Source organism: Aliidiomarina minuta (genome assembly GCF_003987145.1).
GTDB lineage: Bacteria > Pseudomonadota > Gammaproteobacteria > Enterobacterales > Alteromonadaceae > Aliidiomarina > Aliidiomarina minuta.
This window is the reverse complement of record NZ_PIPL01000001.1, coordinates 2,094,682-2,109,749: the sequence shown is the minus strand read 5'-3', so window position 1 is coordinate 2,109,749 and position 15,068 is coordinate 2,094,682. Positions and strand designations below refer to the sequence as shown.

The 15,068-nt window shown below is 48.3% G+C and carries 16 protein-coding genes; 6 read left to right on the top strand and 10 right to left on the bottom strand.

Annotated elements, in window-relative coordinates; translation table 11 throughout:
- The first annotated feature begins 95 nt into the window (after window positions 1-95).
- The gene (locus tag CWE09_RS10150; RefSeq protein ID WP_126803848.1) at window positions 96-773 is read left to right on the top strand and encodes a helix-turn-helix transcriptional regulator; all 678 of its coding nucleotides are present in this window, start codon (window positions 96-98) and stop codon (window positions 771-773) included.
- 49 nt (window positions 774-822) lie between these two features.
- Here CWE09_RS10150 and CWE09_RS10145 read toward each other — a convergent pair whose 3' ends face one another.
- The 5 genes from CWE09_RS10145 to CWE09_RS10125 are packed head-to-tail and all read right to left on the bottom strand — an operon-like array spanning window position 823 to window position 4,450.
- A complete protein-coding gene (locus tag CWE09_RS10145) occupies window positions 823-1,584 on the bottom strand; it encodes a CsgG/HfaB family protein (RefSeq protein ID WP_126803847.1) in 762 nt (253 codons plus the stop codon).
- 1 nt (window position 1,585) lies between these two features.
- On the bottom strand, window positions 1,586-1,975 hold the full coding sequence (locus tag CWE09_RS10140) for a curli assembly protein CsgF (RefSeq protein ID WP_126803846.1): 390 nt from the start codon (window positions 1,973-1,975) through the stop codon (window positions 1,586-1,588).
- Window positions 1,976-1,986: 11 nt separating this feature from the next.
- On the bottom strand, window positions 1,987-2,367 hold the full coding sequence (locus CWE09_RS10135; RefSeq protein ID WP_126803845.1) for a curli production assembly/transport protein CsgE: 381 nt from the start codon (window positions 2,365-2,367) through the stop codon (window positions 1,987-1,989).
- 33 nt (window positions 2,368-2,400) lie between these two features.
- Window positions 2,401-3,999 carry a hypothetical protein gene (locus tag CWE09_RS10130; RefSeq protein ID WP_126803844.1) on the bottom strand — a complete coding sequence of 533 codons (1,599 nt, stop codon included), beginning with the start codon at window positions 3,997-3,999 and terminating at the stop codon, window positions 2,401-2,403.
- A 19-nt stretch (window positions 4,000-4,018) separates the two neighbouring features.
- Window positions 4,019-4,450 carry a curlin subunit CsgB gene (locus CWE09_RS10125; protein ID WP_126803843.1) on the bottom strand — a complete coding sequence of 144 codons (432 nt, stop codon included), beginning with the start codon at window positions 4,448-4,450 and terminating at the stop codon, window positions 4,019-4,021.
- A gap of 327 nt (window positions 4,451-4,777) precedes the next feature.
- On the opposite strand from CWE09_RS10125, the gene CWE09_RS10120 reads away from it, so the two are divergent.
- From CWE09_RS10120 to CWE09_RS10105, 4 genes are all read left to right on the top strand, one after another.
- The gene (locus CWE09_RS10120; RefSeq protein ID WP_126803842.1) at window positions 4,778-7,306 is read left to right on the top strand and encodes a S8 family serine peptidase; all 2,529 of its coding nucleotides are present in this window, start codon (window positions 4,778-4,780) and stop codon (window positions 7,304-7,306) included.
- A gap of 89 nt (window positions 7,307-7,395) precedes the next feature.
- A complete protein-coding gene (locus CWE09_RS10115) occupies window positions 7,396-7,872 on the top strand; it encodes a prepilin-type N-terminal cleavage/methylation domain-containing protein (RefSeq protein WP_126803841.1) in 477 nt (158 codons plus the stop codon).
- Between the two features lie 24 nt (window positions 7,873-7,896).
- Window positions 7,897-8,430, top strand: a complete 534-nt coding sequence (locus CWE09_RS10110; protein ID WP_126803840.1) for a DUF3617 domain-containing protein — start codon at window positions 7,897-7,899, stop codon at window positions 8,428-8,430.
- Between the two features lie 73 nt (window positions 8,431-8,503).
- Entirely contained in the window at window positions 8,504-9,220 is a 717-nt protein-coding gene (locus tag CWE09_RS10105; RefSeq protein WP_126803839.1) for a YebC/PmpR family DNA-binding transcriptional regulator, read from the top strand.
- 6 nt (window positions 9,221-9,226) lie between these two features.
- Here the strand turns inward: CWE09_RS10105 and CWE09_RS10100 are convergent, their stop codons facing one another.
- The gene (locus tag CWE09_RS10100) at window positions 9,227-10,150 is read right to left on the bottom strand and encodes a pirin family protein (protein ID WP_126803838.1); all 924 of its coding nucleotides are present in this window, start codon (window positions 10,148-10,150) and stop codon (window positions 9,227-9,229) included.
- 79 nt (window positions 10,151-10,229) lie between these two features.
- On the opposite strand from CWE09_RS10100, the gene CWE09_RS10095 reads away from it, so the two are divergent.
- Window positions 10,230-10,706, top strand: a complete 477-nt coding sequence (locus CWE09_RS10095) for a DUF4442 domain-containing protein (protein WP_126803837.1) — start codon at window positions 10,230-10,232, stop codon at window positions 10,704-10,706.
- Here CWE09_RS10095 and CWE09_RS10090 read toward each other — a convergent pair.
- The 4 genes from CWE09_RS10090 to CWE09_RS10075 are packed head-to-tail and all read right to left on the bottom strand — an operon-like array spanning window position 10,684 to window position 14,899.
- Window positions 10,684-11,139 (bottom strand): hypothetical protein, encoded by a 456-nt coding sequence (locus CWE09_RS10090; protein ID WP_126803836.1) that lies wholly within the window; start codon window positions 11,137-11,139, stop codon window positions 10,684-10,686. The two genes, CWE09_RS10095 and CWE09_RS10090, sit on opposite strands and share 23 nt — an antisense overlap.
- A gap of 21 nt (window positions 11,140-11,160) precedes the next feature.
- Window positions 11,161-11,376 carry a TIGR02450 family Trp-rich protein gene (locus CWE09_RS10085; protein ID WP_126803835.1) on the bottom strand — a complete coding sequence of 72 codons (216 nt, stop codon included), beginning with the start codon at window positions 11,374-11,376 and terminating at the stop codon, window positions 11,161-11,163.
- A gap of 59 nt (window positions 11,377-11,435) precedes the next feature.
- Window positions 11,436-12,866 (bottom strand): hypothetical protein, encoded by a 1,431-nt coding sequence (locus CWE09_RS10080; RefSeq protein ID WP_126803834.1) that lies wholly within the window; start codon window positions 12,864-12,866, stop codon window positions 11,436-11,438.
- A complete protein-coding gene (locus CWE09_RS10075) occupies window positions 12,863-14,899 on the bottom strand; it encodes a TonB-dependent receptor (RefSeq protein ID WP_198679704.1) in 2,037 nt (678 codons plus the stop codon). The genes CWE09_RS10080 and CWE09_RS10075 overlap by 4 nt, the downstream gene beginning before the upstream one ends.
- Window positions 14,900-15,068: the final 169 nt, after the last annotated feature.

The window sequence follows — 15,068 nt, the reverse complement described above, 5'->3', positions numbered from 1 at the left end:
TTATAACTGTGGTTCTTAAACGGACAGAGTGTTAACATCAGGTTAAAGATATAGGGTGAAATTCATCCATGTTTAGTTAGCTATCGAGGGATGTTATGTCCAAGTATAATAAATTTATAATCGTATCAAGTAGCTGTAAGCCAACTAACATTTCACTATTGGCAAACTCAATTGAGATAGAAACAGAGATTAGGGAAAAAAGTGAGCTGTTTAAAATAGAGCCACATGAAAACACTTTAGTAGCCTACTCAATGGCCGGAAAGCAACTCAGCCACAATCATGTCGCCAACGAAATTCATCTGATAGCTCAACGCTTTGCAATTTTTGTATATGATGCCGAGCGCGATGCCATCGATCCCCAAAATGCGCTGGATCTGGGCATTCGTGGCATCATTTATCATGATGACCAGCTGGATAAAACGCTGACAGCCTTTAAAGTATTAAGTAGTGGTGAACTTTATTATCCACGCTGGCTGCTTTCAGAGCTGGTTAACGAAATGTTAACAAGAAGGCTTGAACAAACTAATAATAGCGACAGTGCTTTCCCACAAACTTCGCTCACTAAGCAAGAACTTAATATTGTTAAACTGGTAGCTCAAGGAGCACGTAATAAAGAAGTGGCATACCAGCTAAATATCAGTGCTCATACGGTAAAAACTCACTTATCTTCAATTTTCCGCAAAACTCAGGCCAGAAATCGGGTAGAACTATTACGCTGGTCTCAGCAATCCAATATTGTGAACTACCACCCAGACTTTAATTTCAAAAACTAAAAAAGCTGTGTATTGCTACACAGCTTTTTTACCCGCCTGGTCCTTATTCTCAACCAGCCGCGCGCCAGAAACCTCGCTCCTGACCACGCTCAATAAGCTCAACCAAAGCTGTTTCCATCGCTCGTTGTACCGAGTTCTGTACTGGCTCGTTCATAGTAAAGCCACCTTCTGCCTCAGCTAAACGATTAAGTGATACGTAACGGAAAAGCCCTGCTCTGAGCTCTACTGAAAACACTTTTTTAGTTGACGATACAGATAATAATACCTGTCCCGTATGTACATCCACGACCCGCATATAAACAGACACCTGATCTTCCCGATACATCTCAGAAGCGCCAATGCCAAAATACTCAGCGCCAATACCACCAGTGGTCACATTAGTATCGTAACTAATAATACCGCCTTCAAAGAGTAAACGTGCTTCGCGTAACGGAGGTAACTCTTGGTCTTTCTTTGCCGACCCGTGAATTTGACGTTCAGTAAGCAGATTCTGCAGATTCTCTCGCTCCAATGGAGCAAACCAGCCCGAATCCAGAAGTAACTGGATCATCATCGAAGTGCCGCCTTGAGTTACCGCGGTAGAAAAGCTGGAAACATTGGCCTGCGGCTTATATTGTCCAGTCTGATCGCGAAAAGCATAAACCGTAACCGGTATAGGCGTTGAAGGACCCGGGGATTCATGCAGATATTGCATAACAGGACTGCGCTGATCAATTTCAGCCGGTTCAATATTATAATTCTCAGGCTTCGGGAAAAGCGAACAGCCTGACAACATCACCGTAGTCAGGGTGATCAATGCGATATACTTCATATTAACCCCCGAAGCCAGGCATAGTAATGATAGTAACTTCACCAGTTTCATTATTGATAATATGCACCAGTACACTACCATCGCCCTGACCCATAACCTCTACCGTATATTCACCTGTATCATAAGTACCTTCCACAAGATCGCCATCAGCAATGCGTCGTGTCAGGCTGTTGATAATATTGCGCTCCAGCTGCTCCTGAAAGCGCTGCACGAAAGAGCGTTGACTGGCCGCCGGGGAATGGTCATTCTGACTTTGTGCTTTCTGCAATAGGTAACTGCCATTCATTGCGTTACCCCCAAAACTGGGGTTAACAGGTTCGTATACTAGCTGTGTGGCTGCCGCCTGACTCGATAGAAATAACAAACCTGCGGTAATCATTGTTTTTTTCATTGCGCTGCCTTTTATAGTTTATTATTAACGGGCGAACCCAACATGGCTTCCGCCTGTATTTCAGCGACCTTATTGACGCTCAGTATAATTGCTCGCTCTGCGGTCTTTCGCACATCATTCTGTCGGCGACCAAAATAGGTTTCATAAATTACTTCGCGTTCCATTTCGACCCATAGCCGGGTTCCTGCCTGAGGAAATACTTGTTCATGAATAACAACGGTAATGCCATCTGTTGCGGGAATATCCCGCCAATACCCTGTGTAATAAAAAAAGAAGTCTTTGCCAAATCTTGTAATAGTCCGGTCAATAACAATGCCACCTAACTCAATGTCAGTGGCATAAGAAGAAGGGCTTACTAAAAATAGAATTATCAGTGCTAACTTTTTCAACATAAAAAAAAGGCGGCCGAAGCCGCCTGTCCTAACTTAGTTTTGGATTACAGTAGCGGAGTTACCGTAGCCAACCTGGGTAACACTCATCATACTATTGTTACTCATTTGTTGACCCATTACGCTGTTATAATCGCCTTGCTGGAAGATGTCAACTGAACCACCGTTACCACCAACTTCAGCTTCGATACTGTTGTTCGTACCATCCTGTAGCAAGCTAACCAGGTTCTGGTTACCAGTGACCATAAGGTCGATTAAGTTAATATCGCCTTGCTGATCAGCATCAATTGTATTGTTGCTGGCAACGCTTGCACCTGAAGAAACGTAAAGTTCATTACTGTCGCCATCCTGATTTGCACGGATAGTGTTGTCGTCGCCAGTAAACTCAACCAGTGAGGTATTCTCGTCACCAAACTGAGAGGCTTCAACGTCGTTATACTCACCATCAACAGCTACTGCATTCCAGTTGTAATCGCCACGGCTGCTTACTTCAACATCGTTGTTATAGCCGTATGAAGCACCTACCGCTTCGTTCCAGTCACCAATTTGCTGTACCGAAACATTGTGACGGTCACCTTCGGTTTCAAAAACAGCCAGGTTATCGTCGCCGCGCTGGTAGACATCAACCTCATTTTCATTACCTACCATGCCTGAAGGACCGTCAATTAAGTTACGGTCGCCACGCTGGTCAGCCAGAATTACATTCTGATCGCCTTGCAGAGGGTCTAACAAGAACAGGTTGTCATTTCCGCGCTGCAGCACGTCAACAAAGTTATCATTGCCTTCAACGTCATAAGCGATGAATACGTTGCCGTCACCGTCCTGCATGGTAAATACAGTATTGCTGTCGCCATCCAGACCTATGATGCCAGCGACATTCGAGTTACCGACCTGATAGAAGTCAGCGTAGTTGTCATTACCTACACCAAATAGTACACCTGTCTCGTTCAAGTCGCCGGTGGTATCGCCCAGGAATGTATTACCGTCACCTTCTATTTCAAACAGGCTCCAGTTATCACTACCTTGCTGCGACTGATAAAACTCATTATCGTTACCGAAAGCCGCTGCGCTGGCTTCGTTGAAATCACCTTCCTGCACAACATCCGACACGTTATCGTCACCAAATAACAGAATTTCGGCAAAGTTTTGAGTACCGTCCTGATAAATAGAAGCGGCATTGCCATCACCATCAATCTCGATAGTGCCTATATTGTAAAAGCCATACTGATCCAGCGCCGCAAAGTTGTCGTCACCGTAGACGTAAGCAAAACCTTCCTGCCAGTCATCCATCTGAGTAATTGTAGTCACGTTACCGTCACCAACCTGTTCAGACTCAGCGATGTGCCAGTCACCGTCCTGAGTGATTTCAGCACTGTTATCATGACCATCCTGCAAAGAATCTGCAGCGTTGCCTGAAAAAGGACCCGTTCCTGATTGTAGAATAATGACATCATTACTATCGCCATACTGTAAAGCGGTAGCGGCATGATCTATACCACCTTGCTCAACATAGGCTTCGTTTTCATCACCAACCTGTTCAACGGTTGCTGACTGGTTATCTGCAAAGGCACTGCCAGAAAATGCTAGCGCTACTGCAATTGCTAAGGTATTTTTTTTGGTTTTTAAGATAGACATAAAAGTCTCCCTGATTGTATTAATACTGCGTTATAGAAACTTGAGATTGATTGCCCAATTGTTGAACCGATATAAAATTATCCTGTCCGTGTTGCTGCAGAAACACAGCATTGCTGTTACCCGACTGGATAACATCCGCGGAGTTATAATTTCCTACCTGTTCTAAATGAGCCTGATTACCAAACCCCTGTTGGAGAAGATTGAACTGATTCCCGAATCCGTCTTGCATCAGATATAAGTAATTTTGTTCGCCCCATTGCTCCACCATTGCATGGTTATAATCACCAAGCTGATGAAGTTCGGCAGCATTACCACTGATACCAGTCATACTCCCCATGGAGTTACGCTCAAGCAGACTCGCCAAATGCAATGGCAACGAATCACTTGCGTGTGTCGCTGTCATAAATAACGAGAACGTGAGCGCGATTATTGTTCTTATAAAAATAGCCACGGTGCTAACTTCCTTACTATCGAATTGATTCGAAAATACGTGACTAAGACTAACCGCTGACAATTACTTAACAATCGTATTATCGGGCTATTTTTTAGCCTCGAAAATCGACGTCAAAACCATAAGACCTCAATAAATACAAATAGTTATAGAGATTGTTAAAAATTTGCTAGTCACCAAGGGCTAGTACCTTCTTCCTAATTTGAGGAAAACCCCAGTCTTTACCTGCTTCTTTATTTTTAAACCCCAGATTTGTGCTACTTCTTTTTAGGTGCTTTACATTTCCTGGCACTACAACAACCAAAACTTAATATTTGAGGAAGCAAAATGACTAATAAAAAGACATTAGTCGTTGGCATTTCATTAGCCCTATTTGCGGGCTCTGCTATGGCAGCGAACAAGCAGGCTGAGGACGACTCCCTGCTCGTGGTCTTTAAAGACCAGATATCAAAGGAAGAACGTCTTGAAACCATTCGGGGCGTTGGCGGTATGATGCGTGAAACTGATGCGCTCGGCCGCGATCTTTCCTTACGAAATGTAGCCAACGGCCGCATCAACAAAATTCGGGTTGCCAATGCGCAACACCGGGATCGGGTAATGAAACGTTTGTCTCAACATCCTTTAGTTCAGGTTGCTGAGCCAAACTATATTATTTCGATTAACAATACGCATACCGAGTTTAACCCGCTGAGCATTCCTAATGATCCGGCTTTCGGAGACATGTGGGCATTACAAAACACAGGTCAGCAGGGCGGAACGGCAGGCGCTGATATCAGTGCAGTTCCTGCATGGGACATCACAACCGGCAGTCAGGACATCGTTATCGGCGTTATTGATACCGGTGTTGACTACACACACCCGGATCTGGCTGCCAATATGTGGCTCAACCCTAATGAGATCTGCGACAGTGGTGTTGATGATTCAGGTACAGGGGTCATTGACGACTGTTACGGTTACTCAGCGATTACTGGTTATGGCGACCCCATGGACGGAAATGGTCATGGTACGCACGTAGCTGGCACGATCGGCGCTGTTGGCAATAATGAGCTGGGCGTTGTCGGCGTGAACTGGAATGTGCAAATGGTCGCCTGTCAGTTTTTGGACGCTGACGGATTCGGTTCTACTGCCGGCGCTATTGAATGTGTCGACTACTTCACCAACCTGAAACTAAACCATGGTGTAAACATAGTCGCTTCGAACAATTCCTGGGGTGGCGGTGCCTATTCAGAAGCTCTGGAAATGGCTATCTCCGATGGTATTGATGCGGGCATTATGTTTGTCGCAGCATCCGGTAATGACGGCACCGACTCCGACGTAATCCCTAGCTATCCGGCTTCTTATGACCTGGACGGTATTGTCGCGGTTGCAAATACTACGCGTACCGACGCCATGTCGGGCACTTCAACTTACGGCTTAGAAAGCGTAGATTTAGGTGCTCCAGGCACTCAGATACTATCAACTTACCTGAATGAAGGTTATGCAACGGCTTCCGGTACTTCTATGGCAAGTCCTCATGTTGCAGGTGTGGCCGGTCTTATCTGGTCAATCAGCCCTCAGCTGAGCATTACCGAGGTAAAACAGATCATGATGGACTCCGGTGACCCGCTGTCTGCTCTGGCTGGCCGTACAGTATCTGGTAACCGTCTGAATGCCTATCAGGCACTCATTGACGCCGATCCGGATCCGGGTTTCCGCTTAAGTCTGTCGCCGATGGCACAGGAAATCGAAGCAGGATCCTATGCCGAGTACAGCCTTGAAGTCGGTAGTCTGGCTGACTGGAGCGGTGAAGTTGAGTTAACGGCTTCTGTTTCTCCGGAACTCGATGTGGAACTGTCATCAACGACTGCTGAACCAGGTGATGAAGTAACGGTAACTGTATATACAGAAGCCAATACTGCCTGGGGCGAGTACAGCGTAGTGATCAGTGGCACTGACGCAGAAACCGGAGAATTAACCGGTGAAGCTCAAGGCGCTCTGCATGTATTCCCGCAAGGCATTGTAGACATTCCGTTCGAAAACAACACGCCAATTGATATCCCGGATGCCGATCCGGAAGGTATCAGCAGCATTATCAGCGTCTCTGACGAAGGTACGGTATTTGGCACTGAAGTCAGTGTTAATATTACGCATACCTGGATTGGCGATTTAATCGTTACTCTTACTTCTCCTGAAGGTACCGAACATGTTCTGCATGATCGGGCTGGTGGAAGCGCTGACGATCTAATCGAAACCTGGAATGTGGGCACCTTCAACGGAGAGTCCATGACAGGTGACTGGACGCTTCACGTTTCAGATAACGCTGCTTTTGACACAGGAACCCTTAACAGCTGGGGCTTAGTGTTAAGCGTTGCGACTGAGGACGATGGCGTACCAGGACCTCCTGCAGCTGACTTCAGCTACTCAGTCGACGGCATGACCGTTAACTTTACCGACGAAAGTGAAGCTGACAGCGACATCATGAGCTACGAGTGGGACTTCGGTGACGGCGCAAGCTCTACCAACCAGAACCCACAGCATACTTATGCTGAAGAAGGTACGTACTCAGTAACACTTACAGTAACTGATGAAGAAGAACTCAGTGATTCAGTCACTAAGAGTGTGACTATTGCCTTATCGGACATTGATGTCAGCGTTCTGAGTGGCGTCAAGCTGCGCACAGGCTCTGCTATAGTCCAGCTCCGCTGGTCTGGCGCAGAAGGTGCCGTAGACATTTACCGTGACGGTGAGTTTGTTGAAACCGTAAGTGGTATGGAACGCTATCGTGACCGTTTTGAGACGGATCAAGATGACGTTCACTACGAAGTGTGTCCTGAAGGCTCACAAGCTGGATGTGGTTCTGCAACTTACCAGTTCTGAATGATGTAAATACTGGAAGATTGTAAAACCTGTGTTATAAAAAAGGGCACCTTCTTAACGAGGTGCCCTTTATTTATGGAAATATAACTATGAAACAAGGCGGTTTTACACTCGTTGAACTAATTATCGTTATACTGATACTTGGTATACTGGCTGTCTCAGCTGCCCCACAGTTTTTTAATTATTCGACGAACGCTGAACATAGCGCTATACAGAGCCTTTCCTCTGCATTGAAATCCGGGGTCGAGCTCACTCACTATCAAGCCAGTATTCGGCAGCTAGAAACAGAAAATATGTCCTGCCTGGGCGGTAAATTTGATACTGCCGACGGCAATTGCTCAGAGAATGGAATTTTACTACGTTTCGGATATCCGGCGGCCTCAGTAGAGAACCTCAATAAAGTGGTTAATCTTAACGACTGGGAACATTTGGAATTAAGTACCGGAAACGCCATCACTTTTGCCCGCACAAGCGAGAAATTAAGTACAGAGTGCAGGGTTATTTATCGCTATGACGACATAGGGGTGCAGGCTCCAACCATAGAAACCCGCACCAACCAATGTTGATAGCTACTAAATGAGGGTAACATTATGTTTAAAAAATCAATCACCAGCGGCGCCATTGCGCTTAGCTTACTCTGCTCATCAGTGCTGGCCGCTGATTTTGAGTTGGATATTAAGCCCGGTTTATGGGAACACAGCTTTTCTATGGAAAGCGAGAGCGGTGCGATGGAAAGCGCTATTGAGGAAGCATTGCGTCAGCTACAGAGCCTGCCCGAAAGCCAGCGCCGTATGGTTGAAAATATGATGCGCGAACAGGGCATTAACCTGGATCTGGCAGGCTCCACGATGCAAATCTGCATCACCGAGGAAGACATTCAGCGCGGCAGTCTGCCACAACAGGAAAATTGTGAGCAAAGTATTGAGCAGCAAACGGACGATACTTTATATTTCGACTTTGAATGTGCTGGTGATCCTCCTTACAGTGGGCAGGGCAGTATGACTTTGGTGAACAGAGAGCACTATACTGGCAGTGCAGAGTTCAGTACTGAGATGGCCGGCCGTCAGGAGCACATTCAGATGACCCAGGAAGGTTACTGGTTGCAGGATGATTGCGACGGTTAAAAAGCTAGTCGTGGATTATGTAACGCTCAGGGTGTAAAATTCGCACTCTACTATTGGCTGACAGGATAACACCATGGGCAGAGCCTATCAGAACCGTAAAGAATCGATTGCGAAAACGGCAAATGCAAAAAGTAAGGTCTATAGCAAATATGGACGCGAAATTTATATGGTCGCCAAACAGGGTGGCATAGATCCGGACGGCAATCTGCCCTTACGTTCGCTGATTGAGCGTGCAAAAAAAGATCAGGTTCCCGCGCATGTTGTCAGTAAAGCTATTGATAAAGCCAAAGGTGGCGGTGGCGAAGACTACGCCGTAGCCCGTTATGAAGGTTTTGGTCCGGGTAACTGCATGGTGATCGTCGACTGTCTGACCGACAATTCCAACCGCACTTACGGTGACGTACGTAACTGCTTCACTAAAACTAAATGCAAAATTGGTGCGCCCGGCACCGCCGCGCACATGTTTGACCACTGCGCTATTTTTGCTTTTGCCGGTGATGACGAAGACACCGTACTGGAAACTTTAATGGAAGCCGATGTCGACGTTACCGACGTAGAATCTGAAGACGGTATGATCACAGTGTTCGCCCCACATACTGAGTATGCAAAAACTCGTCAGGCATTACAGGAAAGCTTCGAAAGCATTGACTTTGAAACCGACGACATTCAATTCATCGCGCAAACTTCAACGGAAGTAAGCGGCGATGATGTCGCCATGCTGGAGAAGTTTCTCGACATGCTGAACGATGTGGATGATGTACAGAACATCTACCACAACGCCCAGTACTAAAGAGACTCAGGGCAGCGACGGTGCTTCCATCGGAGGCCCGTCGTAACCTTCGACCTTACCGAAACGCGACGTACCCTGTTGCCAGTCAGTTACCGCCTGACGCACTTCTTCTTTACTGTGACCAACAAAATTCCACCAGATCACAATCTCGCTCTCCAGGGGTTCACCGCCTACCAATAGCACCCGGCTGCCGGCTTTCAGTTTACATTCAATGTGTTCCCGGCCCAGGCCCAGAAAAGCCAGTTCATTCTCAGTAAAGGTCTCGCCTTCAATTTCAAGCTCGCCCTGCAAGACAAAAACACCGTGTTCGAAGTTGGTATCCAGTGACAGCTTTAACTCAGAATCCCCAGGGCTTTGTATGTCCATGCCCAGGATAGGCGAAAAGTGCAGTGTGGGGGCTTTCTGATCCTGATAATTGCCCGTTAGCAGGGTGAAATCGACCTTATCCTGAGTCCAGCGTGGTAGTTTCGGGTAATGATCAAACCGGGGCGCGGTAGCTTTATCTTCTTTGGGCAAAGCTATCCACAGCTGCGTTGCATGCAAAGCACCGCTTTTAGACAAAGACTCTTCAGTATGCACAATGCCACGCCCTGCAGTCATCAGATTGACCTGACCGGGTTTAATCACCTGTTCGTTGCCGAGGCTATCGCGGTGTAGAACTTCACCCTCTAACATCCAGGTAAAGGTCTGCAAACCAGTATGCGGGTGCGGCCCCACATCAAAGCCTTGATTGCTCTCACTGAATTGCACTGGCCCGGCATGATCGAGAAAGCACCAGGGGCCTATCACACGTCGCCCTCGCACCGGTATTACCCGGGCTACAGGAATGCCCCCGACATCGGCCTCACGAGCAGTCAGACGCTCTAATACATGCTCAGGGTGGGTTTCTTTGCCTTGCAAAGCTTGCGGGTTCTGGCCTCGGTTGCTCATCTGACAGGCTCCTTTATGACATGGCGTACGGTTATGTTTCCAGATAAGCTTAGCATCTTAGCTTACTACAGGGATTTTTATGCGCGCTTATATTCGTCGTCGGCTGTCCAGCCCCCGGGCCCTTCGCCTCTTACTCAACTGGTACCGACCCTACCGGGGGGCTGGCATTAAGGTCACCCATATCAATGCAGACTTCAGCAGCGCCACTGTGATCATGCGCCAGCACTGGTACAACACCAACTATGTAGGCACTCACTTTGGTGGCTCGCTCTACAGTATGGTCGACCCTATGTATATGTTGCTGCTGATGCGCAGTCTGGGCAATGACTATATTGTCTGGGACAAAGCCGCCAGCATAAAATTTATACGCCCAGGCAAGGGAACTGTCAAAGCTCAGTTTGCAATAACGCCGGCTAAGTTAGCCGACATAAAAGAGCAGGCCGCCAGTGGCGACCCGGTGTTGCCTGAGTGGGATCTGGACATTACCGACGAGCAAGGCGACCTGGTCGCCCGGGTGCATAAAACCCTATATGTTAAGAAGAAGGCCGGTCGTTGATGGCGGCCAGAGCTTGCCGCTCTTCAGCCAGAGACAAGGTATCGCCTGGCTCCAATTCGGCCATAACCTCACGAATCAAGGAAGGGGCGTCGTCCTGAGTGACCGAGTCTGGCCCTTCCTCAGCCAGCATATACTGCCATCCGGATTCCTCATGCCAGCAGACCAGACCTTCGGTAAGGTCCTGTTCACCATAATAGTATATCCGGCATAAACGTCCGTCTCCGGCATAAAAGCTATACTGGTTAAAGTAAACCTCGCCGTTTTCAAGCTCACTCATAGTGCCGCTCAACGTTTGACTAAACTCAGCTTCCAGCAGCTGCCATGGTGACGGCTGGGCTAAACGAACCACACCATATATCAATGCGCCAATCAGCAGCGCCAGGATAATAATACCTAGTAAGCTTTTGTAACCCGCCTTACTGACCACAGTCATAATCCCTTACCTTTTATCCGGTTACTTCCAACCCTGTAACCATTGTGTTTCGTCTTTTAAGTCACGCCATTCAATTTCAAAAACACGTTTTGACATGACAGCTTCGATCGAGCAGCCGATAAGCTTTTCGTCTTCATCGAACTCGACTTCAGTCACCATAAAGTGTTTTTCTTTCATTTTCGGCACCACCGCCGTCCATTTACTGTTAATTAACTTTTTCGGGTTAATCTGATGCATTGCGAGGTCCTGCGTAAGCTTTCAGTATTGATGTAGCTGGATACGTCATTATGAGGCTTTTAGCGCACTTTGAGCCTTTTCTTAACAGCCAGTCGAATCCCCACCAAGAGCAACACCAGGAACCCAACTAAAACAACAACCACCAGAATATCGCGGCCTTGACGGGTCAACAAGGGGGTCGTGAAGTTCCATTTATGCAGCTGCGAAAAGCTCCAGCGTTCCCATTGACTGCTGGTGGCGACACGCTCAACGAGAACCTGGGCTGAAGGGTCCACAAAAATCACTTCATGCTCATAAACGGCCTTCCATACCGGAAGCCTTTTGTTGCGAAAATCATACAGACCGCCAAAACGGGTCACCAGAGTTAACGTCTTAGGCGCTGCGAACCCATACGCGTCCAGTAACTCATTCACCAGATCCGAATCTGAATAGTCCATGATGCCAGTTTCGTTCAGATAGACAGCCTCGTTATGTGAAGGCCGCCCGGCATAACGCTCAGAGCGGGAAGTTGCGTAATTATCAGCGGGTAGCTGCAAACGAACACCTGACGAACCCTCTGCAAAAACCACCTGACTCAGTTGCTGAACCTCATCAATGTGTGACGGCAACTCAGGCATCGACAGCTGGCCAGTGCTCGCCTCCGACAGCAGCTGCGGCCCTTCATGAGCGTTTTGCAATTGTTTATAGAGCGTATGATAAAGACCACTGCCAGCAAGCGCTATTAAAGGTATATACAAAACCAGCGCCAGCCCCCTATGCCAGCGCCTGGCAGGCTGCTTAATACGTCGGGCAAACGGATAGGCAAAAATCAGTACAGTGCCGGCAAGGGAAAATACCAATAAAGACAATACCAGCAAAAAGGTCACCAAAAACTGCAACGGGGGTACTGCATCTAACCAGCTATGGGTATGCAGCCATTGAAACACCTGCTGCAACACCACTTTATAGTTATTCGCCACTAAAGCCAGGCTGCGGGTTTGCGTATCTACGTATACATGAAGCTGATCCTCTGTATCAAATTCGACGCGCCATACCGGCAACAGCCGGTTTACCGACGGGTACGCTTCACTAAAGGCATCAATAAACTGAACCGAGTTGATTGCCGACTGACTCACCTGTTCGCCCAGATAATACCGGGCTAGCCAAACCGCCTGCTCCTGATCAAAATGGTCAGCTAGTGGCTGCCCGTTACGCAGGTAATGAACAGCGTCCGCGGTTGTCACCCGCAGCGCTGGCTCGGTTTCAGTCGGTGTTAGCAACACCTGCTTCACTTCCGGTAACTGATTCAGTAACCCGCTATTCTCCTGCCAGACGGCGACGGATGCATGCATCGCCGGCGGACGATGATGCTCAGCCTGAGGCCCGGTCCAGACCATAATGGGGTGAGTAATCGCCGACACTACAAAGCAGATCAGGGCAATACCGGCGGGCCACATAAGTCTGCGATGTAAAGTGCGGGCATGGCCCAACCAAAAAGCCCGGCTTCTCATAACCGCCACCGCAAGGCTAGCACGCCGCGCCTGGCAAGCCCGGGCCGATACTCTAACTCGCTGCTTCCGACCTGGTTGCTGGTATACGCCGAGTAAGCTTCATTGAAAACATTCTCAAGACGCAGTATGAGCTCAAGGTTAGGAGTAATGGCATACTGCGCACGAAAATTGACCAGCTGGTGGCCACCATAACGGGCGCTGTTGGTTTCATCCGTATAATACGAACCCAGGTAATTGTACTCCGCCTCCAAACGCAGCGAATCCAGTTCAGCGGGTTGCCATGCCAGGCTCATATTGGCCATGTTGCGAGGTGCTCTGGGCAAGTCATTGCCCGCAAAGTTACAGGTGGTATCGCCACACACATACTCAAAATTCCGATAGCGCTGTCGGGTACGGGAAAATGCCAGACTGGTTGAAAAGGCGTTGCTCAACTGAGCATTTATACCCAGCTCAACCCCTTGATGTTCAGTTTTGCCTGCATTCACATTTCGTCGGGTAACCTGCTCGTCATCAATAATAGTGACAATGTCGTTGTCCACCTGAAGATCATAGATTGCCAGCTCAACGGCATAGGCGCTCTGCCGTAAGCGCCAGCCTAATTCATTACTGACCGCCGTGACAGGTGCCAATCCCTCAGTACCTGCTGAGGCCCCGGAGCGGAACAACTGGCCAACGGTAGGGGCGCGAAATGCATGCCGGTGACTGGCATAAATCTCCTGACGTGAGCTTAACGAGTAGATAGCGCCCAGTTTAGGAGTGGTGCGCGAAAAACTCAGGCTTTGGCTCGCCGGACGCAGGTGGGTTGACGGAAAAGGAATCCCGGGGAAAATCCCCTGCTCAGGTACAATTTCTGGCAGGTTATCACTGTAGTCGACATGAAAACGGTCATGCCGCACACCAGCGCTTAAGCGCCAGTCTCCAATTACCTGTTCATACTGAGCATACGGCGAAACCGCGGTCTGTATGGCATTAAAGTCATAATTTACTCTGTCGGTGTCAGTAATGCGGCTAAGCACTCCCGCTTCATCGCTATCCACTATGACTCTGCGTTCGTGATAGTCCGCATCAGAACGATCAATATCCAGTCCGGTAATAAGTTCGCTATGCTCAAAACGCTGGCGGTACCTTGTTAATAAACCCAGAGTTTCAAATTCAGTGCGTTGCTGATTAGGGTCAAAACTGACCATCCACGGCGGCATCAAGGTCATATCGTTATGCCGATAAAATGGAATCAACGTCAGTCGCCGCTGATCATCTATGCCTATAGTCAGCTCACTGGACAAACGAAAGGCATCCACATCACGGGCACCCACATCGCCGGCAAAATAATTGCTTCTTGGGCTCGCGTTAAAATCATCTTCGCGCAGGCCGGAAGCTCCACTTTGACGCACCTGGTTCATGGAGAATATAGTTTTTGCGTTGATGGCATCTGATAACTGCGAATCCAGACGCAGGGTTAAGGCATCGCGCTGATACTCCGAGGCTTCCTGGTAACCATCGCTTTGCGTCCGGTTATAGCTAACTCCCGCCTGGTTCTTTGTACCTATGCCGCTACTGGCCGAAATCAAAGCTCGCTGCCAGTTGTCGCCGCCCATTTCAAGCGTCGCCTGAGCGCTGGTTTCCTCAGTAGGCGTCGCCGTCATGCTATTTATTACACCACCAATAGCGTCACTGCCATACAGCGCAGAACCAGGCCCCTTAGTCACTTCCACCCAGGCTGCCTGACTTAAATTAATTTCATACAGGCCATTGTGGTTAAAAAACCCAGTCGGGCGGGTCGGTACGCCATCCTCAAGAAAAAGATATACGCCCGCCGTAGACAGCGGCTGACGAATGGAGGTCATGTGGCCTTCACCGCCCAGGTTATTAACATGCACACCCGCAGCCCGGTTTAATAAATCAGAAGGATGGCCGGGCAGTACCGCTTCAATCTCATCCTGACCAAATACCGATACCGATTCGGCAATTTCAGATTTTGATCTTTGCTCCTGAGTAGAGGTGACCACTATGACTTCATAATCATTCTTTGCCATACTGCTGCCTGCGAAAAGCATCAGTGCCAGACCCATTGCTATATGCTTCATTATTGTCGGGGAGTTCGGAAATAAAAAAGTGACTATAGCAGTCCCTGCTTTGGGCTAAGATGCGTCATAAGGTCGCAGTCTCTATGCATCAGGCGGATAAATGATAGAGAATAGCCTT

Excerpts from the sequence above, each read along its gene's own strand:
- CWE09_RS10110 (WP_126803840.1), top strand. The coding sequence starts at position 7,897 with ATGTTTAAAAAATCAATCACCAGCGGCGCCATTGCGCTTAGCTTACTC.
- CWE09_RS10140 (WP_126803846.1), bottom strand. The coding sequence starts at position 1,975 with ATGAAAAAAACAATGATTACCGCAGGTTTGTTATTTCTATCGAGTCAG.
- CWE09_RS10115 (WP_126803841.1), top strand. The coding sequence starts at position 7,396 with ATGAAACAAGGCGGTTTTACACTCGTTGAACTAATTATCGTTATACTG.
- CWE09_RS10080 (WP_126803834.1), bottom strand. The coding sequence starts at position 12,866 with ATGAGAAGCCGGGCTTTTTGGTTGGGCCATGCCCGCACTTTACATCGC.
- CWE09_RS10105 (WP_126803839.1), top strand. The coding sequence starts at position 8,504 with ATGGGCAGAGCCTATCAGAACCGTAAAGAATCGATTGCGAAAACGGCA.
- CWE09_RS10135 (WP_126803845.1), bottom strand. The coding sequence starts at position 2,367 with ATGTTGAAAAAGTTAGCACTGATAATTCTATTTTTAGTAAGCCCTTCT.
- CWE09_RS10095 (WP_126803837.1), top strand. The coding sequence starts at position 10,230 with ATGCGCGCTTATATTCGTCGTCGGCTGTCCAGCCCCCGGGCCCTTCGC.
- CWE09_RS10120 (WP_126803842.1), top strand. The coding sequence starts at position 4,778 with ATGACTAATAAAAAGACATTAGTCGTTGGCATTTCATTAGCCCTATTT.
- CWE09_RS10090 (WP_126803836.1), bottom strand. The coding sequence starts at position 11,139 with ATGACTGTGGTCAGTAAGGCGGGTTACAAAAGCTTACTAGGTATTATT.
- CWE09_RS10145 (WP_126803847.1), bottom strand. The coding sequence starts at position 1,584 with ATGAAGTATATCGCATTGATCACCCTGACTACGGTGATGTTGTCAGGC.
- CWE09_RS10150 (WP_126803848.1), top strand. The coding sequence starts at position 96 with ATGTCCAAGTATAATAAATTTATAATCGTATCAAGTAGCTGTAAGCCA.
- CWE09_RS10130 (WP_126803844.1), bottom strand. The coding sequence starts at position 3,999 with ATGTCTATCTTAAAAACCAAAAAAAATACCTTAGCAATTGCAGTAGCG.
- CWE09_RS10075 (WP_198679704.1), bottom strand. The coding sequence starts at position 14,899 with ATGGCAAAGAATGATTATGAAGTCATAGTGGTCACCTCTACTCAGGAG.
- CWE09_RS10085 (WP_126803835.1), bottom strand. The coding sequence starts at position 11,376 with ATGCATCAGATTAACCCGAAAAAGTTAATTAACAGTAAATGGACGGCG.
- CWE09_RS10100 (WP_126803838.1), bottom strand. The coding sequence starts at position 10,150 with ATGAGCAACCGAGGCCAGAACCCGCAAGCTTTGCAAGGCAAAGAAACC.